The 23,960-nt window shown below is 68.9% G+C and carries 25 protein-coding genes; 13 read left to right on the top strand and 12 right to left on the bottom strand.

Annotated elements, in window-relative coordinates:
* Positions 1-21: 21 nt before the first annotated feature.
* Positions 22-1,473, top strand: coding sequence for a catalase (locus tag ACZZZF_RS11805; protein WP_053098174.1), 1,452 nt, complete (start codon positions 22-24; stop codon positions 1,471-1,473).
* Positions 1,474-1,556: 83 nt separating this feature from the next.
* Positions 1,557-2,366, top strand: a complete 810-nt coding sequence (locus ACZZZF_RS11800; protein WP_463498410.1) for an alpha/beta fold hydrolase — start codon at positions 1,557-1,559, stop codon at positions 2,364-2,366.
* Between the two features lie 191 nt (positions 2,367-2,557).
* On the opposite strand, the gene msrA is transcribed toward ACZZZF_RS11800, so the two are convergent.
* Positions 2,558-3,103, bottom strand: coding sequence for a peptide-methionine (S)-S-oxide reductase MsrA (msrA, locus tag ACZZZF_RS11795; RefSeq protein ID WP_053098176.1), 546 nt, complete (start codon positions 3,101-3,103; stop codon positions 2,558-2,560).
* Positions 3,100-3,567, bottom strand: a complete 468-nt coding sequence (gene msrB, locus ACZZZF_RS11790; protein ID WP_053098177.1) for a peptide-methionine (R)-S-oxide reductase MsrB — start codon at positions 3,565-3,567, stop codon at positions 3,100-3,102. The genes msrA and msrB overlap by 4 nt, the downstream gene beginning before the upstream one ends.
* Before the next feature lie 151 nt (positions 3,568-3,718).
* Here msrB and ACZZZF_RS11785 point away from each other — a divergent pair, with 151 nt between their 5' ends.
* The gene (locus ACZZZF_RS11785; RefSeq protein WP_053098178.1) at positions 3,719-4,636 is read left to right on the top strand and encodes a DUF808 domain-containing protein; all 918 of its coding nucleotides are present in this window, start codon (positions 3,719-3,721) and stop codon (positions 4,634-4,636) included.
* A gap of 51 nt (positions 4,637-4,687) precedes the next feature.
* Here the strand turns inward: ACZZZF_RS11785 and ACZZZF_RS11780 are convergent, their stop codons facing one another.
* Complete coding sequence (locus tag ACZZZF_RS11780; RefSeq protein ID WP_463498407.1) at positions 4,688-5,443, bottom strand: SDR family oxidoreductase; 756 nt, start codon at positions 5,441-5,443, stop codon at positions 4,688-4,690.
* A 172-nt stretch (positions 5,444-5,615) separates the two neighbouring features.
* On the opposite strand from ACZZZF_RS11780, the gene sigJ reads away from it, so the two are divergent.
* The 4 genes from sigJ to ACZZZF_RS11760 all read left to right on the top strand — a co-directional run bounded on the left by sigJ (position 5,616) and on the right by ACZZZF_RS11760 (position 9,468).
* Positions 5,616-6,527, top strand: coding sequence for an RNA polymerase sigma factor SigJ (gene sigJ / locus ACZZZF_RS11775; protein WP_463498405.1), 912 nt, complete (start codon positions 5,616-5,618; stop codon positions 6,525-6,527).
* A 218-nt stretch (positions 6,528-6,745) separates the two neighbouring features.
* Positions 6,746-7,273 carry an N-acetyltransferase family protein gene (locus ACZZZF_RS11770; RefSeq protein WP_463498403.1) on the top strand — a complete coding sequence of 176 codons (528 nt, stop codon included), beginning with the start codon at positions 6,746-6,748 and terminating at the stop codon, positions 7,271-7,273.
* On the top strand, positions 7,270-8,001 hold the full coding sequence (gene pnuC / locus ACZZZF_RS11765) for a nicotinamide riboside transporter PnuC (RefSeq protein WP_187249190.1): 732 nt from the start codon (positions 7,270-7,272) through the stop codon (positions 7,999-8,001). The genes ACZZZF_RS11770 and pnuC overlap by 4 nt, the downstream gene beginning before the upstream one ends.
* An 81-nt stretch (positions 8,002-8,082) precedes the next feature.
* Positions 8,083-9,468, top strand: coding sequence for an LLM class flavin-dependent oxidoreductase (locus ACZZZF_RS11760; RefSeq protein ID WP_053098181.1), 1,386 nt, complete (start codon positions 8,083-8,085; stop codon positions 9,466-9,468).
* A gap of 26 nt (positions 9,469-9,494) precedes the next feature.
* Here ACZZZF_RS11760 and ACZZZF_RS11755 read toward each other — a convergent pair whose 3' ends face one another.
* Positions 9,495-9,674, bottom strand: coding sequence for a hypothetical protein (locus tag ACZZZF_RS11755; protein WP_053098182.1), 180 nt, complete (start codon positions 9,672-9,674; stop codon positions 9,495-9,497).
* A 147-nt stretch (positions 9,675-9,821) separates the two neighbouring features.
* On the opposite strand from ACZZZF_RS11755, the gene ACZZZF_RS11750 reads away from it, so the two are divergent.
* Positions 9,822-10,862, top strand: a complete 1,041-nt coding sequence (locus ACZZZF_RS11750) for an iron-containing redox enzyme family protein (RefSeq protein ID WP_463498402.1) — start codon at positions 9,822-9,824, stop codon at positions 10,860-10,862.
* Positions 10,859-11,065, top strand: a complete 207-nt coding sequence (locus tag ACZZZF_RS11745; RefSeq protein ID WP_053098184.1) for a CDGSH iron-sulfur domain-containing protein — start codon at positions 10,859-10,861, stop codon at positions 11,063-11,065. The genes ACZZZF_RS11750 and ACZZZF_RS11745 overlap by 4 nt, the downstream gene beginning before the upstream one ends.
* Positions 11,066-11,079: 14 nt before the next feature.
* Here the strand turns inward: ACZZZF_RS11745 and ACZZZF_RS11740 are convergent, their stop codons facing one another.
* Complete coding sequence (locus ACZZZF_RS11740; protein ID WP_053098185.1) at positions 11,080-11,616, bottom strand: hypothetical protein; 537 nt, start codon at positions 11,614-11,616, stop codon at positions 11,080-11,082.
* A gap of 158 nt (positions 11,617-11,774) precedes the next feature.
* Between ACZZZF_RS11740 and ACZZZF_RS11735 the strand changes: the two genes are divergently transcribed.
* From ACZZZF_RS11735 to ACZZZF_RS11720, 4 genes are all read left to right on the top strand, one after another.
* Entirely contained in the window at positions 11,775-12,452 is a 678-nt protein-coding gene (locus ACZZZF_RS11735; protein ID WP_072592125.1) for a response regulator transcription factor, read from the top strand.
* A complete protein-coding gene (locus ACZZZF_RS11730) occupies positions 12,445-13,776 on the top strand; it encodes a sensor histidine kinase (protein ID WP_056275530.1) in 1,332 nt (443 codons plus the stop codon). The genes ACZZZF_RS11735 and ACZZZF_RS11730 overlap by 8 nt, the downstream gene beginning before the upstream one ends.
* Before the next feature lie 257 nt (positions 13,777-14,033).
* Positions 14,034-14,876 carry a PepSY domain-containing protein gene (locus ACZZZF_RS11725; RefSeq protein WP_463498401.1) on the top strand — a complete coding sequence of 281 codons (843 nt, stop codon included), beginning with the start codon at positions 14,034-14,036 and terminating at the stop codon, positions 14,874-14,876.
* Between the two features lie 194 nt (positions 14,877-15,070).
* Positions 15,071-15,388 carry a hypothetical protein gene (locus ACZZZF_RS11720; RefSeq protein ID WP_053098188.1) on the top strand — a complete coding sequence of 106 codons (318 nt, stop codon included), beginning with the start codon at positions 15,071-15,073 and terminating at the stop codon, positions 15,386-15,388.
* Here ACZZZF_RS11720 and ACZZZF_RS11715 read toward each other — a convergent pair.
* Genes ACZZZF_RS11715 through ACZZZF_RS11685 form a run of 7 tightly spaced genes read right to left on the bottom strand, consistent with a single transcriptional unit; the run spans position 15,357 to position 23,872 of the window.
* A complete protein-coding gene (locus ACZZZF_RS11715; protein WP_463498400.1) occupies positions 15,357-17,072 on the bottom strand; it encodes a sugar phosphorylase in 1,716 nt (571 codons plus the stop codon). The two genes, ACZZZF_RS11720 and ACZZZF_RS11715, sit on opposite strands and share 32 nt — an antisense overlap.
* Positions 17,069-18,370, bottom strand: a complete 1,302-nt coding sequence (locus tag ACZZZF_RS11710; RefSeq protein WP_295104608.1) for a glycoside hydrolase family 36 protein — start codon at positions 18,368-18,370, stop codon at positions 17,069-17,071. Before ACZZZF_RS11710 ends, ACZZZF_RS11715 begins: the two co-directional genes overlap by 4 nt.
* Positions 18,367-19,464 (bottom strand): Gfo/Idh/MocA family protein, encoded by a 1,098-nt coding sequence (locus ACZZZF_RS11705; RefSeq protein WP_463498398.1) that lies wholly within the window; start codon positions 19,462-19,464, stop codon positions 18,367-18,369. The genes ACZZZF_RS11710 and ACZZZF_RS11705 overlap by 4 nt, the downstream gene beginning before the upstream one ends.
* Complete coding sequence (locus ACZZZF_RS11700; protein WP_320489240.1) at positions 19,461-20,519, bottom strand: zinc-dependent alcohol dehydrogenase; 1,059 nt, start codon at positions 20,517-20,519, stop codon at positions 19,461-19,463. The genes ACZZZF_RS11705 and ACZZZF_RS11700 overlap by 4 nt, the downstream gene beginning before the upstream one ends.
* A 25-nt stretch (positions 20,520-20,544) precedes the next feature.
* Positions 20,545-21,462 (bottom strand): carbohydrate ABC transporter permease, encoded by a 918-nt coding sequence (locus ACZZZF_RS11695; protein ID WP_082297926.1) that lies wholly within the window; start codon positions 21,460-21,462, stop codon positions 20,545-20,547.
* Positions 21,459-22,487 (bottom strand): carbohydrate ABC transporter permease, encoded by a 1,029-nt coding sequence (locus ACZZZF_RS11690; RefSeq protein WP_463498397.1) that lies wholly within the window; start codon positions 22,485-22,487, stop codon positions 21,459-21,461. Before ACZZZF_RS11690 ends, ACZZZF_RS11695 begins: the two co-directional genes overlap by 4 nt.
* Positions 22,484-23,872 carry an ABC transporter substrate-binding protein gene (locus ACZZZF_RS11685; protein WP_463498395.1) on the bottom strand — a complete coding sequence of 463 codons (1,389 nt, stop codon included), beginning with the start codon at positions 23,870-23,872 and terminating at the stop codon, positions 22,484-22,486. Before ACZZZF_RS11685 ends, ACZZZF_RS11690 begins: the two co-directional genes overlap by 4 nt.
* Positions 23,873-23,960 lie beyond the last annotated feature (88 nt).

Here is a 23,960-nt window from a genome sequence, read left to right as displayed (position 1 = left end):
TGCGTGCAGAAGGAGAAGAACATGACCGACCCATCGACCACCACCCAGACGGGCACCCCCGTCGCGAGCGACGCGCACTCGCTCACCGTCGGAGCTGACGGCCCCACCGTTCTGCACGATCGCTACCTCGTCGAGAAGCTCGCGTCGTTCAACCGCGAGCGCGTGCCGGAGCGCAACCCCCACGCCAAGGGCGGCGGAGCCTTCGGAACGTTCACCGTCACCGAGGACGTGTCGGCCTACACCCGTGCCGCGGCCTTCCAGCCGGGTGCTCAGAGCGAGACGCTGCTGCGTTTCTCGTCGGTCGCCGGCGAGCAGGGTTCGCCCGACACCTGGCGCGACGTGCGCGGTTTCGCGCTGCGTTTCTACACGCCCGAGGGCAACCTCGACATCGTCGGCAACAACACTCCGACCTTCTTCCTGCGCGACGCCATGAAGTTCCCCGACTTCATCCACTCGCAGAAGCGTCTCGGCGACTCGGGTCTGCGCGACGCCGACATGCAGTGGGACTTCTGGACCCTCTCCCCCGAGTCCGCCCACCAGGTCACCTACCTCATGGGCGACCGCGGCCTGCCGCGCAGCTGGCGCCACATGAACGGCTACGGATCGCACACCTACCAGTGGGTCAACGCCGCCGGCGAGCGCTTCTGGGTGCAGTACCACTTCCTGTCGAAGCAGGGCGTCGAGGCGATGAGCGCCGAAGAGGCCGAGAAGCTCGCCGGATCGGATGCCGACTACTACCGTCGCGACCTGTTCGACGCGATCGCTCGCGGCGACGCCCCCTCGTGGGACGTCTACGTGCAGGTCATGCCCTACGAAGAGGGCAAGACCTACCGCTTCAACCCGTTCGACCTGACGAAGACCTGGTCGAAGAAGGACTACCCGCGCATCAAGGTCGGCACGTTCACGCTCGACCGCAACCCGCAGAACTTCTTCGCCGAGATCGAGCAGGCCGCCTTCTCGCCCGGCAACCAGGTTCCCGGCACGGGCATCTCGCCCGACAAGATGCTCATGGCTCGCGTGTTCGCATACTCGGATGCTCAGCGCTACCGCATCGGTGCGAACTACAACCAGCTGCCGGTCAACCAGCCGCACGCGGCCGAGGTGCGCAACTACATGCACGAAGGCCAGATGCAGTACAAGTTCAACCCGGCCGAGCACCGCGTCTACACGCCGAACTCCTACGGCCCCGCCGGCGGACCCACGGCTGACCCCGCTGCCGGTGTCGAGGCGAGCTGGGAGTCGGACGGCGAGCTGATCCGCGCCGCCGCGACCCTGCACCTCGACGACGACGACTTCGGTCAGGCGGGCACGCTCTACCGCACGGTCTTCGACGACGAGCAGCGCGCGCGCTTCCTCGACACGCTGACCGGCCAGGGACAGGGCATCACGATCGACGCGATCCGCGAGCGGTTCTTCCAGTACTGGACGAACGTCGACGCCTCGCTGGGCGACGCTCTGCGCGCTCGCTTCTGAGCCGCCTCCGCTGAGGACCGAGACCCACCGTCCCTTCGGGGCCGGTGGGTCTCGGCGTCTCCGGGCATCGCAGGGGGAGCACAATGGATGCCGTGGCTGTTCCTCTCTCCGACCTGACCCAGATGCCCGAACCCCAGCAGGTGCACGCCGCCGATGGCACTCGCCTCGCGACCTACACCTGGGGTGATGTGGATGCTCCCGTGGCGGTGATCGTGCACGGGTTCGCGTCGAGCGCCCGCGACACCTGGGTGCTCACGGGGTGGGTGCGCGAGCTCACGAAGGCGGGGTATCGGGTGCTCGCGCTCGATCAGCGGGGCCATGGGCTCAGCGAGAAGCCGCACCAGGCCGACGCCTACGGCATCCGCACTCTCGCGACCGACGTCGAGACGGTCATGGACATGTATCTCGTCGACGAGGCCGTCTACGTCGGATACTCGCTCGGGGCCCGAGTCGGCTGGGAAGTCGTGCGCGATCTGCCCCACCGGATCGGCCGCGCCGTGCTCGGAGGGGTGCCGGACGGCATCCCTCTCGCGCGGCTCGATCTCGACCAGGTGCGCGCGTATCTCGCCGACGGGACGCCCGTCGCGGATCCGACGACGCAGAACTACATCGCGCTGACCGAGCGCGTGCCCGGCAACGACCTCGGCGCACTCGTGGCGCTGGCCGAGGGGATGCGGTCGTCTCGGACGATCGATCCCGACCCGTCGAACGCGCCGGCGAGCCCGATCCTGTTCGCGACGGGGTCGAGGGATGCCATCATCGAGGGCTCTCGCGCCCTGGCGTCAGCTGCCCCGCAGGGACAGTTCTTCGAGATCCCCGATCGCAACCACTTCAACGCACCGGGATCGCGCGCTTTCAAGGAAGCCGCGCTCGCTTTCCTGTCGGAGAGCTGACCGCGGGGCGCCACGCCTGCCCACTCGTAGCGGAGGAGATCTCAGGCAACGAAGGATGCTTCTCAGCATCCACTCCTTCGATCCGCGAGATCTCCTTCACTGCCGGAGCGGCAGCCGTCTGCCCGAGCACTGACCGCGGGCACGAGAAGAGCCCTCCGTCTCGGGGAGACGAAGGGCTCTCGGGGTGACGGTCAGACCGTCGCGTTCTCTTCGCGCTTCGGCAGCACCCATCCCGCACGCGGGAAGTGGCAGGTGTAGCCGTTGGGGTACTTGATCAGGTAGTCCTGGTGCTCCTCTTCGGCCTGCCAGAACGGGCCGACGGGCTCGATCGTGGTCACGGCCTTGCCCGGCCAGAGACCCGAGGCGTCGACGTCGGCGATGGTGTCGCGCGCGACGGCCTCCTGCTCGGGGCTGAGCGGGAAGATCGCCGAGCGGTAGCTCGAGCCGATGTCGTTGCCCTGGCGATCCTTGGTCGACGGGTCGTGGATCTGGAAGAAGAAAGCGAGGATGTCGCGGTACGTCGTCTTCGTGGGATCGAAGACGATCTCCACAGCCTCGGCATGACCCGGGTGGTTGCGGTAGGTCGCGTGGTCGTTGCTGCCGCCGGTGTAGCCGACACGGGTGTCGAGCACGCCGGGCTGGCGGCGGATGAGGTCTTCCATGCCCCAGAAGCAGCCGCCGGCGAGCACGGCGGTCTCGGTCCCGGGGGTGCGGGTGATTGTTCCGGTGTCGGTCATGAGTTCTCCTCGGAGTTGGGGGTGGGGAAGAGGTGACGGTAGCGACCGTACCCCTCATCTTCCAGGCTGTCAGCCGGGATGAAGCGCAGTGCGGCGGAGTTCATGCAGTACCGGAGTCCTCCTGCGTCTCGGGGTCCATCGTCGAAGACGTGCCCGAGATGGCTGTCCGCGCCGCTGGAACGCGCCTCGGTGCGCTTCATCCACAGCGTGCGGTCGGTGCGCGTGGTCACGGCGTCGGCCTCGATGGGCTTGGTGAAGCTCGGCCATCCGGTGCCGCTGTCGAACTTGTCGGTCGACGCGAAGAGCGGCTGACCCGAGACGACGTCGACGTAGATGCCGTCGTCGTGAGTGTTCCAGTACGCGTTGCGGAAGGGCGGCTCGGTCGCATCCTCCTGCGTGACCTCGTACTGCAGGTGCGTGAGGTCGCTGACGGCCTCGGGGGTCTTGCTGTACTCGTTCGACATGGTCTGTCTCCTTGTCCGACGCGGCTGGCTGCAGCGTCATAGAAGAGAACCAGGAGGATGCCGGTTTTGGTCCCGCGGGACTGTGAGCGCGCTGTGAGTTTGTGCGCAGTCGATAGAGTTGCTCCGCTACATAGACACCAGGGAGACACACATGTCGGTTGGACTGCTCGCCGTCGTCGATGACATTCTCAGCGCGGCGATGAAGGCTTCGGCCAAGGCCGCCGGCGTCGTGATCGATGACGCCGCCGTGACCCCGCAGTACGTGCAGGGCATCACGCCCGCGCGCGAGCTGCCGGTCGTGGCGAAGATCGCCCTCGGATCTCTCGCGAACAAGTTCGTCATCATCATCCCCATCGCACTGCTGCTCACTGCCTTCGCGCCGTGGGTGCTGCCGTATCTGCTGATCCTCGGTGGCGCCTACCTCTGCTTCGAGGGGGCCGAGAAGGTGCTCGAATGGTTCGGCGTGCAGCACGGCCATGCCGATGAGAGCGCCCGCAACGAGAACAAGCTCGTGTGGGGCGCGGTGCGCACCGACCTGATCCTGTCGACGGAGATCATGCTGATCTCGCTCGCCAACCTCGAGGCCGGCCTCGACATCTGGACGACCCTCGCGATCCTCGCCGTGATCGCGCTGCTCATGACCGGCGTCGTCTACGGTGCAGTCGCCCTGCTCGTGAAGATCGACGACATCGGTCTGAAGATGGCGAAGAACCCGTCCCAGCGAGTTCGCCACACGGGCACGCGCATCGTGCGCTCGATGCCGGCGGTCTTCCGCTTCATCAGCATCCTCGGCACCGTCGCGATGCTGTGGGTCGGCGGGCACCTGCTGCTCGTGAACCTCGGCGAGGTCGGCGTGCACTTCGGCGCCGACATCCTGCACGGCATCGAGCACTTCCTCGAGCCGGCCGGCGGTGTCATCGTCTGGATCGGCGACACGCTGTTCTCGGCCATCGCGGGTCTGATCGCGGGTCTGATCATCGTGGGGATCATCCTCGGGATCGGTCGCCTGATCGGCAAGAAGCCGAGCTTCCACGAGGGCGAGGAATCGCCCGCCGACGTGCACGTCTGACACCGACGCCGCTGTTCGAATCTCAGTCGGTATGCCGACATACGATCCGACTCACTCGCCGCGCACGTGATCCTCGGTGCGCAGCCATTCGTCGAACGTGATCGCTCCCTGCAGAGCATCGGCGTCGCCGCGCAGCGACCCCGATGCCAGCCCTTTCCCGTACGCGCCGGGCAGCCGCACCCCGAGAACCAGCCGCCGCACCCCGTCGAACGCCAGCTGTCGTCGGGCCAGATCGAGCAGGACCTCGTCCCGTGGCCCCACGAGATCGCGCGCACGCCCCGCTGCCGCACCTGAGGCGACCCGAACCAGGTGCGCACCGACCTCGCGCGCCGCCACCGGCCGCATGAGCAGCTTGGGCATCACTGCGATCGGCCCCGACATCCCCGAGAGCAGCTGTCCCAGGAACTCGTGGAACTGCGCCGCCCGCGCGATCGTGAACGGCACAGTGCCCGCGGCCACCGCCCGCTCCTGGGCGAGCTTGCCCGCGTAGTAGGACGAGTCGATCCCGTCGATCCCCACGATCGACAGTGCGACATGATGCCCCACACCTGCCGCCTCCTCTGCGGCGAGCAGATTGCGCGTCGCCGTCTCGAAGAAAGCGACAGCCTTCGCCGCCGAGAGGGTGGTCGTGTTCGTGACGTCGATGACGGCATCCACACCCTGCAGCGCGTCGGAGAGTCCGACGCCCGTGATCACGTCAGCACCGGTCGAACGCGCGAGCACGACGACCTCGTGCCCCGCGGCCCGCCCCGCCTCGACGACGTGGCCACCGACCACTCCCGTTCCTCCTGCGACTGCGATCCTCATCCGCGCTCCTGTTCGTCCCCGGGGCATGTCCGCGCCCAGCGTGCGCCCACCGCGCACCGTCCGCAAGAGATGACGAGACGGCATCCGGAAGTGTGAGGTCTCACACTCCGCAGCCCCGCGTCGTCATATCCTGCGAGAGCACCCGCGCCAGCGCACCATCGAAAGGCACCCCATGGACGACGAACTCGACGACGTCTTCCGCGAGCGTCGCCGCCTGCTGGCCCTCGGCTATCGGATGACGGGGACGCTGGCGGATGCCGAGGATGTCGTGCAGGAGACATACCTGCGGTGGTACCGGCTCGCCGAGGCCGAGCGCGAGGCGATCGCGAACCCTGCGGGCTGGCTCACGACCGTCGCCGGCCGTGTCGCTCTCGACCTTCTGGGCTCCGCGCGGCGCCGGCGAGAGCAGTACGTCGGGCCGTGGCTGCCGGAGCCCGTCCCGGCCGAGCTCTTCGCGGGGGCACTCGGCTCGCACACGGCATCGATGTCCGAGGATCCCCTCGATCGCATCACCCTCGACGACGACGTATCGACTGCGCTGCTCGTCGTGCTCGAGGCGATGACCCCCGCTGAGCGCGTCGCCTTCGTGCTGCACGACGTCTTCGCCGTGCCGTTCGACGAGATCGCCGGGGCCGTCGGCCGGTCCTCCGCCGCGGTGCGGCAGCTCGCGGCATCCGCTCGTCGTCATGTGCGCGAAAGTCGGGCGGTCGCCGTCCCTCGCGCCGAGCACGACAGGGTCGTCCGCGCCTTCCAGGACGCCACACGAACCGGTGACGTCGTCGCGCTCGCGCGGTTCCTCGCCCCCGACGTCGAGCTGCGCAGCGACGGTGGCGGAGTGGTCAGCGCAGCCCGCAACGTCGTGAGCGGCGCCGACAATGTCGCGCGCTTCCTGCTCGGAATCGCAGCCAAGAACCCGCACTTCACCGTCGAGGAGAGGCAGTTCGGCGAGGGTCTCGGCCTCGTGTTCCGCGACGGAGTCAGGGTGCACTCGGTCATGAACCTGCACGTCGAAGACGGCGTGATCGATCAGCTGTGGATCGTCCTCAATCCCGCCAAGCTCACGCACTGGCGACTTCACACCTGAACCGACGTGGTGAGCCCTCCGAGACTCCGTAGACCCGGACCGTCTGCAGGGCCGCCGCATGGATGCAGGAGGATCCGAGGGATCTCGCCCTGCAGACGTGCCCCGGTCCTGCACGCGGCACACGAGGGAAGCCGCGGCGAGCCCTCGGAGACCGTCCCCGCCCCGGCATCCTGCTACCGTCGTCCCGTGCGCACCCGAGCGCAGATGCAGGAGACCCGATGAGCGACCACCAGATCCGGGATGCCGAGACCGCCGACGTCGAGGCGATCACCGCCATCTACAACGACGCGGTGCTGACCACGACCGCCATCTGGAACGAAGAGGCCGTCACGGTCGATGACCGCACCGCCTGGCTCGCCGAGCGCACCGAGCGCGGCTACCCCGTGATCGTCGCCGTAGACGACACCGGCGTCCTCGGCTACGCGACATTCGGCGACTGGCGCCCGCACAGCGGCTACCGCCATACGGTCGAGCACTCCGTCTATGTGCGCGAGGGGCAGCGCGGGCACGGCATCGGCAAGGCGCTCATGATCGAGCTCATCGACCGCGCGCGACGCCTCGGCAAGCACGTCATGGTCGCGGCGATCGAGAGCAGCAACACAGGGTCGATCATCATGCACAAGCGCCTCGACTTCATGCAGGTCGGACGGATGCCGCAGGTCGGCGCCAAGTTCGATCGCTGGCTCGATCTCACCTTCCTGCAGCTGGTGCTCGATGAGCGGCCGTTCCCGGACGAGCGCCCGTGAACCCGCTGCTCTGGCTCGCTGACGCCTTCAACTCGCAGTGGGTGCTCCCCGGCGGTCAGGTGCTGCTGATCCGCGAAGTGGTCGGCAACGCGTTCGGCCTGGCGAGCGCCCTCGGCGGCATGCAGCGCAAGATCTGGGCGTGGCCGGTCGGCATCGTCGGCAATCTGCTGCTGCTCACGGTCTTCCTCGGGTCGATCCTGAATCCCGACCACGAGCTGCCGCATCTGCTCGGCCAGGCCGGGCGTCAGATCATGTTCATCATCGTCGCGATCTACGGCTGGGTGCGCTGGCGCCAGGCCGCCTCGAACGGTGGGCGCGTGACCCCGCGATGGGCGCCCAACAGCGCCCGCATCGGCCTGGTGCTCGTGATGGTGATCGGCACGATCGCCCTCACTCCCCTGTTCCGCGCGCTCGGCTCGTGGGAGCCCGTGTGGGCGGATGCCTGGACCTTCGTCGGCTCGCTGCTCGCCACCTACGGCATGGCCAAGGGGTGGACCGAGTTCTGGCTCATCTGGATAGCCGTCGACATCGTGGGCGTGCCGCTGCTGTTCAGCTCCGGCTTCTACGCCACGGGCCTGATGTACGTGTTCTACGGCGTCTTCACCGCGGTCGGATTCGTCGTGTGGTGCCGCGCGCAGGCGAATGCCAAACCGCAGGTCGACACGATCATGCCGGATCCCCGCCCCATCACCTCCACCATGAAGACCGTCGACCGCGACCGCGACTGACCCGCTCCGACCACTCGGCGAATGTGTCGGCGCATGTCACCGGGGTGGCCGGGACGTCGATCGACGGGTTTGCTGGTCCCCATGACCCGTCAGATCCGTTTCAACGCCTTCGACATGAACTGCGTCGCCCACCAGTCGTCCGGCCTGTGGCGGCATCCTGACGATCGATCGCGCCAGTACAACACCATCTCGTACTGGACCGACCTCGCGAAGCTGCTCGAGAGCGCGACCTTCGACGGCATCTTCATCGCCGACGTCCTCGGCACCTACGACGTCTACGGCGGGACGAACGAGGCGGCGATCCGCAACGGCGCGCAGGTTCCGGTCAACGATCCGATCCTGCTCGTCAGCGCGATGGCCGCCGTCACCGAGCACCTCGGATTCGGCATCACCGCCGGCACCGCCTTCGAGCACCCGTACCCGTTCGCACGCCGTCTGAGCACCCTCGACCACCTGACCAACGGACGCGTCGGCTGGAACGTCGTCACCGGTTACCTGCCCAGCGCCGCGCGCAACATGGGGCAGGAGGACCAGCTCGCGCACGACGACCGCTACGACCATGCCGATGAATACGTCGAGGTGCTCTACAAGCTCTGGGAGGGGTCGTGGGAAGACGACGCGGTCGTCGAGGACCGTGAGCGCGGCATCTTCACCGACCCGTCGAAGGTGCACCCCATCGGCCACGAGGGCAAGCACTTCAGCGTTCCCGGCATCCACATCTCCGAGCCGTCACCGCAGCGCACGCCGGTCATCTACCAGGCCGGAGCGAGCCCCCGCGGCGTGCGCTTCGCGTCGGAGAACGCCGAGGCGATCTTCGTCGCCGCCCCGTCGAAGGAGGTGCTCGCCGGCACCGTGAAGCGCATCCGCGACGCACTCGAAGAGGCGGGCCGCGACCGATACGACGCGAAGATCTACACGCTGCTCACGGTCATCACCGGGGCGACGAGCGAGGATGCCGCGGCGAAGCACGCCGAGTACCTCTCGTATGCGAGCCCCGAGGGCGCGCTGACGTTCATGTCGGGCTGGATGGGCGTCGACCTCTCGCAGTACGCCGAGGACGAGCCCGTCGGCAACGTCGAGTCGAACGCCATCCAGTCGGTGCTGCAGCACCTGAAGGAGGAGGCCGACCTCGGACGCGAGTGGACCGTCGGCGACTTCGGACGCCACAACGCGATCGGCGGCCTCGGCCCGACCATCGTCGGCTCGGGCGTCGAGATTGCCGACGAGCTGCAGTCGTGGGTGGAGGAGACCGACATCGATGGCTTCAACCTCGCCTACGCGGTCACTCCGGGCACCTGGCAGGACGTCATCGAGCACGTCATCCCGGTGCTGCGCGAACGCGGCGTCTACCCCGAGGAGTACACGCCGGGCACCCTCCGCAACAAGCTGCAGGGCAAGGGCGACCGCGTGCAGGACACGCACCGCGCCGCGAGGTATCGGATCGGGGCGAACGTCCCGGTCGCCTGACCCTCAGCGATCTTCCGTGGAGCCGGTCAGTCGGCCTTCGAGGTGAAGAGCCCGCGCAGCACGAGGAACACCACGACCGCGACGACGAGCACGATCGCGAGCTTGGCGATGAACCACAGGATCGAGAACAGCGCGCTGACGATCCACCAGGCGATCACCACGGCGAGGACGACGCCGACGATGGTCCAGAGCGAGTTCTTGTTCATGGTTCCAGCCTAGGCGGCGCGGCGACGTCACAGATCCGGACGCTGCGGCATCCGCCCTTCCGCATCCGATGCGTCGCCGTCAATCCCCTTCCCGTGCGCTGATCACCGGGGTGAGACTGCAAGCATCCGACTCTTGGGAGCATCTCCATGTCTGCGCCAGCACTCACTTCGTCCGCCGTTCGCGGCATCACCGCGAGAGGTCCCCTCAGCGACGCCGTCATCCGCCGACTGACCGGCGAAGACGCCGACGATCTCGGTGCCAGGGCCGAGGCTGCGCTCGCTTCGACCGATGACGTCGTGCGCGACGACGACATCCAGCTCGCGCTCTTCGTGCTCTACGCCTCGTCGTACGGGTCTCTTCCCGAGCTCGACCCCACCCTCGAGTGGGATCCGGCGTTGATCGCGACACGGGGAATCCTCGAGCACGCGTTCGAGCGGGCACTGCGGGCGACTGTCCCGATGCCCGAACTCCCCGAGCCGACCGTCGATGCCGTCGGGCGGGCCCTCTTCGCCCTCGCCGAGGCCGACACGGGTCCCAGCCTGTCGCGCTACGTCGCGAAGAAGGCGACGGAAGAGCAGATGCACGAGTTCTTCATGCAGCGCTCGATCTACACGCTGCGCGAGGCCGACCCGCACTCGTGGGCGATCCCGCGCCTGCACGGGCGTGCGAAGGCGGCGCTCGTCGAGATCCAGTCCGACGAGTACGGCGGCGGGCGGCCCGACCGCGTGCACGCGACGATCTTCGCTCGCGCGATGCGCGGCGCCGGACTCGACGACACCTACGGCGGATACGTCGACGACGTGCCGGCCATCACGCTCGCCTCGCTGAACTCGATGTCGATGTTCGGCGTCAACCGGCGCCTCCTCGGCGCCATCGTCGGACACCTCGCCGCGTTCGAGATGACCTCGTCGATCCCGAACCGCCTGTACGCCGACGGCCTGCGGCGCCTCGGGTTCGGTGAGGACGTGACCGACTACTTCGATGAGCACGTCGAAGCGGATGCCGTGCATGAGCAGATCGCGGCGCGTGACCTCGCCGGCGGGTTGGCGGAGGATCACCCCGAGCTGCTGCCCGACATCATGTTCGGCGCGGCCGCCTGCCTGACCGTGGACGGCTGGGCAGCGGGCCACATGCTCGACTCGTGGACGCGTGGAGAATCCTCGCTGCGGCCGAGGGACGCACGATGAGCGCGCGCGAGGATGCCGTCACCATCACCGCCTACCCCGACGGACCGCTGCTCGTGCGGGGCGCGGCGGTGCTGGAGTCATCCGACGGCGAGCCGATCGAGGTCACGCGCCGCACGGTGGCGCTGTGCCGCTGCGGCCTCTCGACGATCAAGCCGTTCTGCGACGGCACCCACAAGGCCGCAGGGTTCCGCACCGACGCCTGATCTCAACCCGTCGGTCAGTGCCCGACTGCCGGCAGGCATCCGCCGTCCATGATGACGCCGCCGATCTCGACCGTGAGCACGTCGGCCGAGACCTCGCCGAAGATGCATCCGCCTTCGGGAGCAGCTGCACCGAAGGCCACGGCCCGCTCGTCGCCCAGCGTCTGGACGTAGGCGATGCCGGCGTCGGCGAAGACCTCCTCCACAGCGGCGACCGACAGGCCGCCGGAAGTGCGGAGCGACTCGAGGCCGGCGCGGATGTCGTTCGCCGGTTTCTCGGCGGCGGCTCGGCTCTCCTCCGAGAGGTCGACGCGATCGCGGTAGCGCTCGTTCTGCGCCATCGCGTCGTCGGGGTCGTAGGGCGCGCAGTCCGGAGGCAGATCGACGCCTTCGATCTGCGGGCACGCTGCCGTGGGAGTGGGACTCGGAGATGCAGACGGCGATGCGCCCGGCGGGCCGGCGGTGGCCGTCGCGCACCCTGCGAGCATCATGGTCGTCGCAACGACGAGAAGCAGCCGTGCACCTCTCGACCTGTCCCCCCGGAGTCCGGTCATTCCCTCATGCAACCACACGGGAGCTCAGTGGCCAATGGTCATTCCGTGTGCGCCTCCGCTCACCGCGACAACGCCCCGGGGTGCAGGCCGGATGCGGCGATGAGGCGCGACGACCGCGCTTCAGCCCGGATTCAGCGTGCGCCCGCCACACTGGAGGAATGCGGATCCTGGTGGTTGACGACGAGGTGCGGTTGGCCGACGCCGTACGCCGGGGACTCGAGGCCGAGGGCTTCGCGGTCGACGTGGCGAACAACGGCGTCGACGGGCTCTGGCGTGCGCGCGAGACCCGATACGACGCGATCGTGCTCGACCTCATGATGCCCGGCATGAGCGGCTGGAAGGTGTGCGAGGCCCTGCGCGCCGAGGAGAACTGGACGCCCGTGCTGATGCTCACCGCCAAGGACGGCGAGTGGGATCAGGTGGAGGCCCTCGAGACCGGCGCCGACGACTATGTGACGAAGCCGTTCTCCTTCGCGATCCTCGTCGCCCGCATCCGCGCCCTCGTGCGCCGGGGAGCCGTGGCCCGCCCGGCCGTCCTCGAAGCCGGAGACCTGAAGCTCGACCCCTCGTCGCACCATGTCTGGCGGGGCGAAACTCCGGTCACGCTGACCGCCCGCGAATTCGCCGTGCTCGAGCACCTGATGCGTCATCGAGGTCAGGTGCTCTCGAAGCGCGAGCTGATCGACGGTGTATGGGACGACGACTTCGACGGCGACCCCAACATCGTCGAGGTCTACGTCGGACACCTGCGCCGCAAGCTCGACAAGCCCTTCGGACGCGAGGCGATAGAGACGATCCGCGGTGCCGGCTACCGATTGGCGGCCGACGGTGGCTAGGCGCTCATTCCGATCGGTGCGCGCCCGGACGACCCTCGGCGCGACGCTCGTCGTGGCCGTCGCCCTGCTCATCGGGGCGTTCTCGTTCTACGGCATCCTGAGCTCCAGCATCCACGCGAGCGCGGAGCGTGCCGCCGAGCAGCGCCTCGACGAACTCGCCGATCGCTTCGACGGCCCCGGCGGCGGACCGGGCGGCGAACGCGGCATCGACACCCTCGACGACGAGATCGTGCAGATCATCGGCGGCGACGGATCGGTACGCGCCGCCAGTGAGGATGCGCGCGATGAACTGGGCTCGACCGCTCTGCCGGTCTCCGACGGCGCGCAGACCCTGACGATCGGCGGCGAGCCCATGCTCGTGGTCTCCGACGGCATCGAGGACGACGACACCCTCGTGCTGGCGGTGTCGATCGAAGACGGGGTCGAGACGCTGTCGACGGTCGCGCTGCTGCTCGCGGTGGCCGTGCCGCTGCTGCTGCTGCTCGTCGCCGTGACCACGTGGCTGGTCGTCGGACGGGCCCTCCGACCGGTCACGCGCATCCGCGAAGAGGTCGACGGGATCACCGCCGAGCACCTGCATCGGCGCGTCGAGGTGCCGCCGTCATCGGACGAGATCGCGGCGCTCGCGACCACCATGAACCGGATGCTGGATCGCCTCGACGCCTCGGCGACGGCGCAGCGCCGTTTCGTCTCCGATGCGTCGCACGAGCTGCGCTCTCCGCTCGCGACGATCCGACAGCACGCCGAACTCGCGCAGGCCCACCCGGCCACCACGAGCATCGGCGAGCTCGCGGAGGTCGTGTCCGATGAAGGACTCCGGCTCCAGGGCATCGTCGAATCGCTGCTGCTGCTCGCCCGGCTCGACGAAGGCGGCGGCACGCACGACGAGGCGATCGATCTCGACGACCTCGCGCTCGCTGAGGTGAGGCGGCTGAGGTCTCGGGGCGTCGAGGTCGACGGCTCCGGCATCCGTGCGGCCCGTGTCACCGGAGACCCCCGCCTGCTCGGTCAGCTGCTGCGCAACCTCGCCGACAACGCCGTCCGGCACAGTGCGGCTCGCGTGGCCATCAGCGTGATCCCGCAGGATTCGTGGGTGTTCGTGACCGTCGAGGACGACGGTTCCGGCGTGCCGCCCGACGAGCGCGAGCGCATCTTCGAACGGTTCGTGCGGCTCGACGAGGCGCGCAGCCGGGATGCCGGAGGCAGCGGTCTCGGCCTCGCGATCGTGCAGGGCATCGCCGTGGCCGGCGGCGGCACCGTCTCGGTCGACGCCTCCCGTTGGGGCGGCGCGCGCTTCGTCGTGGCCCTGCCCCTCTCGGACTGACACTCTCTCGGCATCCGGGCCGTCTGCAGGACCTGGCACCTCAGCATCCGGGCCGTCTGCAGGACCTGCCACCTCGCCATCCGGGCCGTCTGCAGGACCCGAGCACGGATGCGGGAACAGGATCCATGTCTCATCCTGCATCCGTGCCCGGATCCTGCAGGCGGTACGTGTCACTGCGGCCGAGACGCCCCTGCTTCCTGAAGACGCCTTCAGGACGCTTCAGGGTGGCTTCAGCACTGCCGCGAGAGCATCGAGACATGAACGACAAGAACCGCACCCCCGACCAGACGCCCGAGAACCTCCCGACGAACGCGACTCCCCCAGCACCGCCCGCACCCCCCGCGCCCACCGCGACGCCGTCCCACGATGGTGAGACCGTTCCCGTCGCGCCGCTCGCGGCTGAGAACGCCGCCCCGGCATCCGCGTCCGCAGCTCCCGCGAAGCGCGGTCGCAAGCGCGCTCTGCTGATCGGCGGCGGAGTCGCCGCTGCCCTGATCCTCGCCGGTGGAGGCGTGGCCGTCGGAGCAGCCATCGGAGACGACATCGGCGACGACGATGACCGCCCCTCGGTCTCGGACGGACCCCACGACGACGACGGAGACCGCGGTGGACAGCCCGGCGATAACCGTGACGACAGCGACAGCGACGATCAGGGCGCACCGCAAGGCGGCGGCCCCGTGACCGGGATCGGCACGGACTCGGCCGACGAGCTCGTGGACATCGCGGATGCCGCCCGCGGAGCCGCCGAGGGCGACGTCACCTCGATCGACGCGAAGCGCGACGGCACCTGGGAGGTCCAGCTGACCGCCGCGAACGGCAGCGAGACCGAGGTGCGAGTGGATGCCGACCTCGCCGCCACCGTGATCTCGACCGAGCAGGAGGACGACGACACGGCTCCGACCCACACCCTCGACGAGGCCGCGATCCGTGCCCTCGTGGATGCCGCATTGGCCGAGGCCGACGGGATGATCACCGACCTCGACGCCGACAACGACGAGGTCAGCCCCTACGACGCGTCGGTGCTCACCAGCGACCGCCGCTCGATCGACATCGACTTCAGCGCCGACTACGCGGTCGTCGGCACCGACATCGACGACTGATCACCCTCGTCGTTCTTCGAGCCGCCGGCCCTCTGGGGTCGGCGGCTCGACGCGGTTTCAGCCAGACGTGCCGGCAGCGGCCCGGTTCCCGCAGGCGATTCCGCCGCGTAGCGTCATGATCCGTCACTCGTCGGGTCTCTCTCAGTGAGTTCGGTCGCCATCGCGCGCCGACGATGCGGACACCGGGGGGATCCATGCCAGTCACGGCGCACACCTACTTCTACACACCCGCTCGAGCGGACTCCGTCGTGCAGGCACTGCAGCACCTCGTGACCGACCTGAAGCACGTCGAGCGGCGATACTTCGACAGCCGTTCGGTCGCGTTCAGCACCCGCGGGTCGCTGTTCGAGGCACCGGCCGACGTGACGATCGTGACGACTCCCCTGACGACCGGCGGATCGGATGTGAGGATCGCGCTGCAGACGACGACCCGGCGGACGGCGAGCCGCCGGTCGCTGACCACCAGGGCCGCCGACCGCCTCAGCGTGCGGATTCAGAAGGCGCTGGGCTGACCGCGAGCCAGACGTATCCGAAGGGTGGGATGCGAAGCCCCTCGTGACGCGTGCCGGTGAGCAGATCCGTGCCGCTCACCGACGGCAGATCGACCGTCGCGTCGCTGACGTTCACGACCGCCGTCACCTCATCCGGGGTGCCGGCCGCCCGACGGATCACGAGCACGCGGTCGTCGAGCGACTCGATGTGCTGCGACGCGAACGGAGAGAACGCGGCGATCTCGCGTCGTACCGCCAGCATCGCCCGCACGCCGTCGAGCATGCCCGCTCGACGGCCCGAGATTTGCAGCTCCTCGCGCAGACGGTCGGCGTCGAGCACCTCGCGGTTGATGCGACGCGCGATGTCGCTCTCCTGCACTCCCGCGTGGTCCTGCTCGGACCCGAAGAGCGAGTGATGGTAGATCGCGGGCACTCCGACCAGCGACAGCAGGATCGCGTGCGCCGCGAGGCCGCGGGTCACAGCCGATGCGTCGGGGTCGGGGTCCTGCGGATCGACGAGTGCCTCGAGGTAGTTCGTGTTCAGCTCGTAGACCCCCTCGCTCCCGTCGGGGCGACGTGCCATCGAGACCCGACCACCGCGGGCCAGGGTGCGCTCCACGAGCAGGGCGCGATCGTCGTCGGTCAGCAGTCCTTCTGTGGGGCGCAGTCCGATGCCGTCGTGACTGGCCAGGAAGTTGAACCAGGTCGCGGTGTCGCTCACCGGTCCCACCCTGCTCGCCCAGGCGGCGAGCGCCGTCGCCCGTCCGGTCACGAACGCGTGCAGCACCAGAGGCGGCAGAGCGAACTGGTAGACCATGTTCGCCTCGTCACCACCGTCGCCGAAGTAGGTGATGTTGTCGGCGTGGGGGACGTTGGTCTCGGTGAGCAGCATCGTGCCCGGTGCGAGCTCGTCGACCAGTGCGCGCCAGATGCGGATGATCGCGTGAGTCTGCGGCAGGTGGATGCAGGTGGTGCCCGACTCCTTCCAGAGGTAGCCGATCGCGTCGAGGCGCACGGTCGTCGCCCCGTGAGCGAGGTAGCCGAGCAGGATGTCGGTGAGGTCGAGCAGCACCGCGGGCGTGCTCGGGTCGACGTCGATCTGGTCGTCCCCGAAGGTCGTCCAGGCTCGGGCCGTCGAGCCGTCGGGCCGCGTGTACTCGTGGACGAGCGGGGTGGTGCGCGGACGCACGACGTGCGAGACGTCGAAGTCGGGAGCGGGATCGAGGAAGTACCCGGCGAACCGCTCGTCCCGCTCGAGCCAGCGGCGGAACCAGTGCGACGAGCTCGAGATGTGGTTGGCGACGAAGTCGAGGGCGAGGGCGTACTCCTCACGCAGGTCGGCGACGTCATCCCACGTGCCCAGCGCCGGGTTCACCTCACGGTGATCCAGCACGCCGAAGCCGTCGTCCGAGGTCCAGGGGTAGATGGGCAGCAGGTGGACATCGCTGATGACGTCACCGATGTGCTCCCGCAGCACTCCCGCGAGGGTGTGCAGCGGCGCCTCGCCGGCCCGCCGGAACGAGTCGCCGTAGGTGATCAGGTAGGCGGTGCTCTGATCCGGACGCGCCTTCGCGGCCGGCGACAGGCGGTCACGCCAGGTCTCAGCGAGCTCGAGCAGCGCCGCGAGCACCTCGGGCGCGGCATCCGGATAGAGCTGCGCGATCAGGGGGGCCAGGCGCTGCTCGAGCTGGATCTTGGTCTTCATGCCACCGACTCCTTCAGAAGCTCGCGGACGAGGTGCATGCCGCGTGCATCGAGACCGTCGATGCGATCGGAGAACCCTCGGATCCCGGGCGCCGCGAGAACCACCTCAGCCCACTCGTCTCGGAGGGCGAATTCCGGTCGCGCGACGAGGCAGTCGGGGTCGTTGACCCAGAACCGGCCGTGCTGCCACGACCTGGCCTCGAGCGACATCCGCCCGCGGAGTCCCTGCGAGCCGTCCTCACCACCCTCGTGGAAGGTGTCTCCCGAGACCCGCATCGCGTCGACGAGTCCGACGCTCGGGAGGATCGGAGCACCGCACCCGAGCATGAAGGCGTCGTCGCCGAGCACCTCGCGGATGAGCTCGAGCCCTGAGCGGTAGGCCGAGATCGGCGTGGCGTCGGCATCCCACCGTGCCCCCGGGATCGCCCCGGAGTAGAGGAAGTCGAGCTTGACGTAGTCGATCCCGAGATCGCGGATGTCGCCGAACACGGTGGCCAGGTATTCGCGCACTCCCGGATGCGTCAGGTCGAGCCCACGGAGGTCGTCGCCCCAGTTGCGCCCCGCGTCGCCGACGAGCCACTCGGGGTGCTCCCGGGCGACGGTCGAGCCGGCGCCGACCGAGAAAGGCGCGGCCCAGATCCCCGCGCGGCGCCCGGTCTCGCGGATCGCATCGACCGCGGAGGCGAGTGACCCGAATCGGGGGTGCGGCGCGGTCCACTCGCCGGTGCCGAGGCTCCAGCCGTCATCGATCTGCACCACGTCGACGTCGAGCCCTCGATCGTCGATCGCCCGAAGGTTCTCGATCACGTCCGCAGCCCGCACGTCTTCGAAGTACTGGTACCAGGTGCACCACACGCGAGGTGACCGAGCGGCGGTCCGGGCACCGGCGGCTGCGCCGAAGCGGTCACCGAACGCGGCGAGCGCAGAGGGGCCCGTGTCGTCGCCACCGGCATCCGGAGTCCACGACGAGACGTCGGCGACATCGCCGATCGTGTCCACGATCACCCGGTCGCCGTGCCAGCGGGCGCGCAGTGTGGGCACCTCGCGGCGGGCGTCGAGCGTGCCGAATACCCGAGCGGGAGCACCGTCGCCCGGATCGACGACGAGCAGCCCTTCGCCCTGAACCGCATCCGTCGCCACCTCGGTTCCCGGCCGGAAGCGCATGGCGTGCTGCCACGGCTCGGCCGGCCGGAGGATCGGGTCGCCCTGGCCGTGCCACGTGGTCGGGCTCCAGCTCTGCCAGCCCTCCGCGTACACCCGGGCGTCGGGCCCGACGGGGATCTCATCGAGGACGCTCACGCTTCTCCACTCCGCCCGGCGAGGGCTGTCGTCAGTTCGAGGTCGTGGGGGCGCACGGGTGCGCCGTCGAGTTCAGCGGATTCGACGGCGGCGAAGGTCGCGCGCACCGTGGCGAGGACGTGCTCGGCCGAGTTCTCGGGTTCGCGCTCCTCGTCGATCGCGCACTGCAGCTCGCCCATCGCGCCGGCGAATCCGTCGGTGAACCACTGGCCGTCGAGGTCGAACTCGGTGCTCTCCCCGTCACGCTCGAGCACCAGCCGGTCGGAGCCGAGCAGGATGCTGCCGCGGAGGGTCCCTTCGGTCCCGTGGATCCAGAACGGGCACCCGCCGGCGTCTGTCCGCGCGTTGCCCACGATGCGGATCGATGCACTCGCCCCCGTCGACGTCTGCATCCGCAGGTCTGCCCCCCACGGGTTCCGGGCGGCAGCGGGCTGGCCGGGAACGCGGTGGTCGCGGGCCGCGATCTCGACCACCCGGGATCCTTCGAGCCAGCAGCGGGTGATGTCGACCCAGTGCACGAGGTAGTCGTTCAGGAGCATGTGCGGCACGTCGTCGAACGGCGTGCCCACGAGTGGCGGCAGCGGCTTGTCGTGCAGATGCGTGACCCCCACCACTTCTCCGATCCGGCCGTCACGGATCAGCAGAGACGCGAGGCGCCAGGCCGGAGCCCACCGCGCATTCTGATTCACCGCCACGCGGATCCCCCGTTCACGCGCATCAGCGAGCACCTCGCGCAGACGCGGCAGATCAGCGGGGTCGCTGATGAGCGGCTTCTGGGCGAGGACGTGCTTGCCCGCTGCCACTGCCGCGGCGATCAGCTCGACGCGACCGGTCGGCCCGGTCGCCAGATCGACGATGTCGACACGGGGATCCGCGAGCAGCGCCTCGACGGACTCGTGGACGGTCTCGATGCCGAAGTCCGCGGCGAGCGCTTCGGCGTCACCGCGAGTCCGCGACGTCACGGCCACGACAGGGAGGCCCCACGCGCCGTATGCCGGAAGGTGGGCGCTGCGGGCGATCGCCCCCGCGCCGACGATGCCGATCGCGCGACGCCGGTCCGGGACGAGCGGGCGATGGTCGGGGATGCCGCTCACCGGAGACGCTCGGGGGCGGCGTCGAAGCGGAGCAGGGCCTGCATGATGTCGGGGTCGCCTGCGTCGAGCCTGTCGAAGACCGCGGCGACATCGGCCGACGGCACGATGTCGGACACGAGCGCCCCGGCATCCACCGATCCGTCGAAGATGAGCGCCATGACGGTGCGCACGAGACGAGCCTGGTCCCATCGGCCGCCGAGCGCGACAGGCACTCCAGAGATCTGGCTGGCGACGATCCGCACGCGGTTGTGGTGGAACTCCTCCCCCAGGCGCAGGTGGGCAGCTCCACCCTGATAGAAGCCGGAAGCGGCGACGAGCCCCTCGGGCCTCACCGCTCGGATCGCCTCGTGCAGGGCGCGATCCGTGCCGGACAGCTCGATCGCACTGTCGGCCCCGCCGCCCGTGATCTCGCGGATCGACTCTCCGGCGCCACCCTCCCGCAACGCGTCGACCGTGTGGCGTGCGCCGAAGACCTCGGCCATCGCCAGCCGGGTCGCGAGGGTGTCGACAGCCGTGACCCGACCGCCGGCGAGGGTGGCGAGGCGAGTCGCGAGCAGGCCGATCACGCCCTGTCCGAACACCGCGACCTGCTCGCCGAGCCGCACGTCGGCGGCGAGCACGGCATTCAGAGCGATCGCTCCCACCCGCGCGAAAGTCCCCAGCAGGGGATCGGCGCCGTCGGGCACGAGCCGCCCCACGACCGCGGATGCCGGCACGACGGCGTCACTGCGGTGTCCCCAGATGCCGTGCACCACGTCTCCGACCCGCACTCCACTCACGTCGTCCGCGACCTCGGTCACCTCGCCGACCTCGGAGTAGCCCCAGCCCGAGACCGGGTAGCCGAAGCTGGGCTCACCCGGCACGAAGAGCCGTCGGTCGGCGTCCCACGTGGAGGTGAGATACGGGTTGGTGCCGCGGTAGGCGGTGAGCTCGGTGCCGGCTGAGATGCCCGAGTACCAGGTGGAGATCCGCACGCTTCCGGATGTCAGCGGCTGCGGCGCGATCTCGACAAGCTCGACCTCTCGGACGGCGGAGAACTGCACGACGTGGGGCACGGGGGGCCTTCTTTCCAGCGGGGACTCAGCCCTTCTCCGCACCGGCGGTGAGGCCTCCGACGAGGAGCCGCTCGGAGGCGAAGAAGAGGATGATGATGGGCAGGGTCAGGATCACGGAACCGGCCATGAGGACCGTGGTGGGAACCTCGATGCTGCCGGAGAGCTGGGAGAGGCCCAGCGAGACGGTCCATGAATCGCGCTTCTCGACGAGGAACAGCAGAGCGAAGAGGAACTCGTTCCAGGCGATCATGAAGATGAACAGTCCGTTCGACACGATCGCGGGCATGGCGAGCGGGATGCTGACCCGGCGCATGATCTGGAACCGGGTGCACCCGTCGAGTGCCGCAGCCTCCTCGAGCGAGACCGGGATCGTGGCGAAGTAGTTGCGCAGCGTGTAGATCGACACCGCCGCGACCTGTGACACGTAGACGATGAGCAGTCCGACGAGCGAGCCGCGCAGCCCGATCTGCGTGAAGAACACGAACAGCGGCACCGCCAGCAGGATCGCCGGGAAGAAGTACACCGCGAGGAACAGGCCGGACACCTGACGGCGACCGAAGAAGGCCAGTCGGCTGACGGCATACGAACCGGGAATCGACACCAGGAGCGTGAGCACGACCGTCGCGAGAGCGACCAGCAGTGAGTTGCGCATGAAGACGATGAAGCCCTGCCCGCCGGCGTCCACGGGCGCCAGCACGTCGAGGTAGGTCGAGAAGTCGAGCTCCTCGATCGTGATCCACAGCGCGCCCGGGTTCTGCAGCAGCGAGTCGAGCGAGCGGAAGCTGAGCAGCACCATGTAGTAGAACGGCACGACGGCGGCGAGCACCAGCAGCACGATGACGATCGGGCGCAGGATGCGGAAGAGGGCGTTCTCGAAGCCGTCGCGGTCGAATCCGCGTCTAGCGGGCCGGGCCTCGGTGACGGCGTCGGTCGTCGCACTCATGCCTGCTCCTCCTGTCGGCCGAAGATCTTCAGATAGACGCCGACGAGCACGGCGAGAATGGCTGCGAGCACCAGGGCCTGAGCGGCGGCGGCGCCGATGTCACCGCGAGCGGTGAGCAGGTCGAACACCCGCACCGAGACGACCTCGGTGCCGGCTCCGCCACCCGTCAGCAGGTAGATGTCGTCGAAGTTGTTGAACGTCCAGATGAAGCGCAGCACGCAGAGCACCGCGATCGTCGGCAGCAGCTGCGGAAGAAGGATGTGCCGGAAGCGCTGCGTGGGGGTCGCGCCGTCGACCCTGGCCGCCTCGTCGAGCACGGCCGGGACCGCCTCGAGTCGGGCCGTGAGGAAGAGGAAGGCGAACGGGAAGGATCGCCAGGCTTCGAACAGGATGACGGTGATCAGCGCCATCGGCAGCTCGACCTCCCACCCGAAGATGCTCACGGGCAGGGCGCGGTCCGAGAGGAACGCGATCGGCTCCTCCCATCCGAGCACGGTGGTGCCGAACCAGTTCACGATGCCGAACTGCGGGTTGAGCATCGTCGACCACACGAACGTCGCGGCCACGACCGGGGCGACGTACGGCAGCAGCAGCGAGGCGCGCACGAGGCCACGCCCGCGGAACGGCTTGCGCAGGGCGAGGGCGGCGGCGAGGCCGATGCCGATCGCGAGCGCCGTGCCGCACACGGCGTAGACGATCGTGGTCCACAGCGCGCTGAAGAAGCCGGGCGACGTCAGCACGTCGATGAAGTTGTCGAGGGTGTAGTCGCCGATGATCCCGGTGCCGCGGATGTTGATCAGCCGGACGTCCTGGAATGCGAGGGAGATCGCCCAGATGATCGGCAGGACGACGGCGACCAGGATGATGATGAAGGTCGGCGAGATGAGCAGCAGCCCCGCCCGGTTCTCCTCCCGACTGTGCCTCGACCCGCGCCGCGGCTTCACCGCGCCGGTCGGTCTCTGCGGCGTGGTGCCGGGTTCGGGGCGCTGTGCCCCGAGCCCGGACCCCTCGACGACTCTGCTCACTTCAGCGACTCTGCGATCGAGCGCACGGTCTCGGCGGCGGTCGACGCGGCGTCAGCCGGGTCACCGCCCTGGGCGACATCGCTCACCGCCGTCGCGACCGGAAGCTCGCCCTGCAGCGCGCCGAGCAGCGAGCCCTGACCCTGGGTGATGCCCCAGCGGGCGAGATCCTCCGGCCCTGCGGCCACAGCATCGAGGACCTCGGGTGCGTAGAAGTCTGACAGAGGAGCCTTGGTGTCGACTCCGGCGGGCAGCGTCGCCCACATGTCGGAGAACATCGTCGGATCCTCGGGGGTGCCGGTGCGGACGGGAACCTTCCCCTCGGGCGCGATCGCGATCCAGGGCTCGTAGCCGTCGCTCATCATGTACTCGACGAACGACTGCGACGCGTCGGTGTTCGCTCCCTCGGTGATGGTCCACGAGGTGATCTCGCCGAACTGCGCCGCGGCGTCGGAGTCGGGTCCGGCGATCGACGTGACCACGCCGGTGTTCGCCGCGAGGAAGGCCGGGTCGGCGAGGCACTCGGGGCACGAGGGCTTCGCATCCTCACGCAGGCCTGCCAGCTCGTCGAGCACGAAGCTCGACCAGATGAACATGGCCGCGTCGCCCGCGAAGTACGTGGCGCGGGTCGTGTCGACGTCCTGCGCACCCGGCACCGAGTAGTCGCCGGTCAGTTCGCCGTAGAACTCGAACGCGCTGACACAGGCATCCGAGTCGAGCTCGACGTCACCGTCTTCGTTGACGAGCTCGCATCCGTTGCCGAGCGCGATCTGCTCGAAGGTCTGCTCGGTGAAGGCGTCGCCCGGGGCGGTGGCGCCGACGAAACCGGCGACCTCGGGCGAGTCGAGGGTCTTCGCGGCCTCGAGGATCGATTCGTACGAGTCGGGGACGTCCAGGCCCGCGGCCTCGAAGAGGTCGGTGCGGTAGAAGAGCATCTGGGTCCACGACTCACTCGGGATCGCCAGGCTGGTGTCGCCGTCGGAGGTCAGGGCGAGCGCGTTCTCGGAGAACGTCGACGCGTCGAGCGCGTCGATCGTCGTCGCGACGGCATCCGTGTCGACGAACTCGTTGGCCGACAGCGTGCGCACCTGAGGCAGCGAGATCCCGCCGATCACGTCGGGCAGGTCGCCGGCCGCGGCAGACGAGGTGATGAGCTGGGCGAACTGGTCTTCCGCGACCGAGACGACCTCGACCTCGATGCCGGTCTCGTCGGTGAACGCGTCGACGATCTCCTGTGTGGCGGCCACCCGATCGGGAAGGTCCTCCTGCAGCCAGAAGGTGATGCCGGCATCGCCGCCGTCGTCGTCACCGGAGCTCGTGCATCCGGTGAGGGCGAGCGCCGTCACGCACACCGCGGCCATTGCTGCTGCTGTCGCACGGGTATTCACTATGCGCCTCCTTGCGCTGGAAATGCAGGACTGAGCCGTCGGGTCGACTCCCATTAAGACTAAAAGCTAGACATAAGTCGCCTAGCTG

The organism is Microbacterium sp. AC215, from assembly GCF_979258645.1.
The sequence above is the reverse complement of the archived record's forward strand: the minus strand, read 5'-3'. Positions and strand labels throughout refer to the sequence as shown.

Excerpts from the sequence above, each read along its gene's own strand:
- ACZZZF_RS11715 (WP_463498400.1), bottom strand. The coding sequence starts at position 17,072 with ATGAAGACCAAGATCCAGCTCGAGCAGCGCCTGGCCCCCCTGATCGCG.
- ACZZZF_RS11755 (WP_053098182.1), bottom strand. The coding sequence starts at position 9,674 with ATGAACAAGAACTCGCTCTGGACCATCGTCGGCGTCGTCCTCGCCGTG.
- ACZZZF_RS11780 (WP_463498407.1), bottom strand. The coding sequence starts at position 5,443 with ATGAGGATCGCAGTCGCAGGAGGAACGGGAGTGGTCGGTGGCCACGTC.
- ACZZZF_RS11745 (WP_053098184.1), top strand. The coding sequence starts at position 10,859 with ATGAGCGCGCGCGAGGATGCCGTCACCATCACCGCCTACCCCGACGGA.
- ACZZZF_RS11770 (WP_463498403.1), top strand. The coding sequence starts at position 6,746 with ATGAGCGACCACCAGATCCGGGATGCCGAGACCGCCGACGTCGAGGCG.
- ACZZZF_RS11725 (WP_463498401.1), top strand. The coding sequence starts at position 14,034 with ATGAACGACAAGAACCGCACCCCCGACCAGACGCCCGAGAACCTCCCG.
- ACZZZF_RS11695 (WP_082297926.1), bottom strand. The coding sequence starts at position 21,462 with ATGAGTGCGACGACCGACGCCGTCACCGAGGCCCGGCCCGCTAGACGC.
- sigJ (WP_463498405.1), top strand. The coding sequence starts at position 5,616 with ATGGACGACGAACTCGACGACGTCTTCCGCGAGCGTCGCCGCCTGCTG.
- ACZZZF_RS11805 (WP_053098174.1), top strand. The coding sequence starts at position 22 with ATGACCGACCCATCGACCACCACCCAGACGGGCACCCCCGTCGCGAGC.
- ACZZZF_RS11785 (WP_053098178.1), top strand. The coding sequence starts at position 3,719 with ATGTCGGTTGGACTGCTCGCCGTCGTCGATGACATTCTCAGCGCGGCG.
- ACZZZF_RS11800 (WP_463498410.1), top strand. The coding sequence starts at position 1,557 with ATGGATGCCGTGGCTGTTCCTCTCTCCGACCTGACCCAGATGCCCGAA.
- ACZZZF_RS11740 (WP_053098185.1), bottom strand. The coding sequence starts at position 11,616 with ATGACCGGACTCCGGGGGGACAGGTCGAGAGGTGCACGGCTGCTTCTC.
- msrA (WP_053098176.1), bottom strand. The coding sequence starts at position 3,103 with ATGACCGACACCGGAACAATCACCCGCACCCCCGGGACCGAGACCGCC.
- ACZZZF_RS11720 (WP_053098188.1), top strand. The coding sequence starts at position 15,071 with ATGCCAGTCACGGCGCACACCTACTTCTACACACCCGCTCGAGCGGAC.
- msrB (WP_053098177.1), bottom strand. The coding sequence starts at position 3,567 with ATGTCGAACGAGTACAGCAAGACCCCCGAGGCCGTCAGCGACCTCACG.
- ACZZZF_RS11760 (WP_053098181.1), top strand. The coding sequence starts at position 8,083 with ATGACCCGTCAGATCCGTTTCAACGCCTTCGACATGAACTGCGTCGCC.
- ACZZZF_RS11750 (WP_463498402.1), top strand. The coding sequence starts at position 9,822 with ATGTCTGCGCCAGCACTCACTTCGTCCGCCGTTCGCGGCATCACCGCG.
- ACZZZF_RS11735 (WP_072592125.1), top strand. The coding sequence starts at position 11,775 with ATGCGGATCCTGGTGGTTGACGACGAGGTGCGGTTGGCCGACGCCGTA.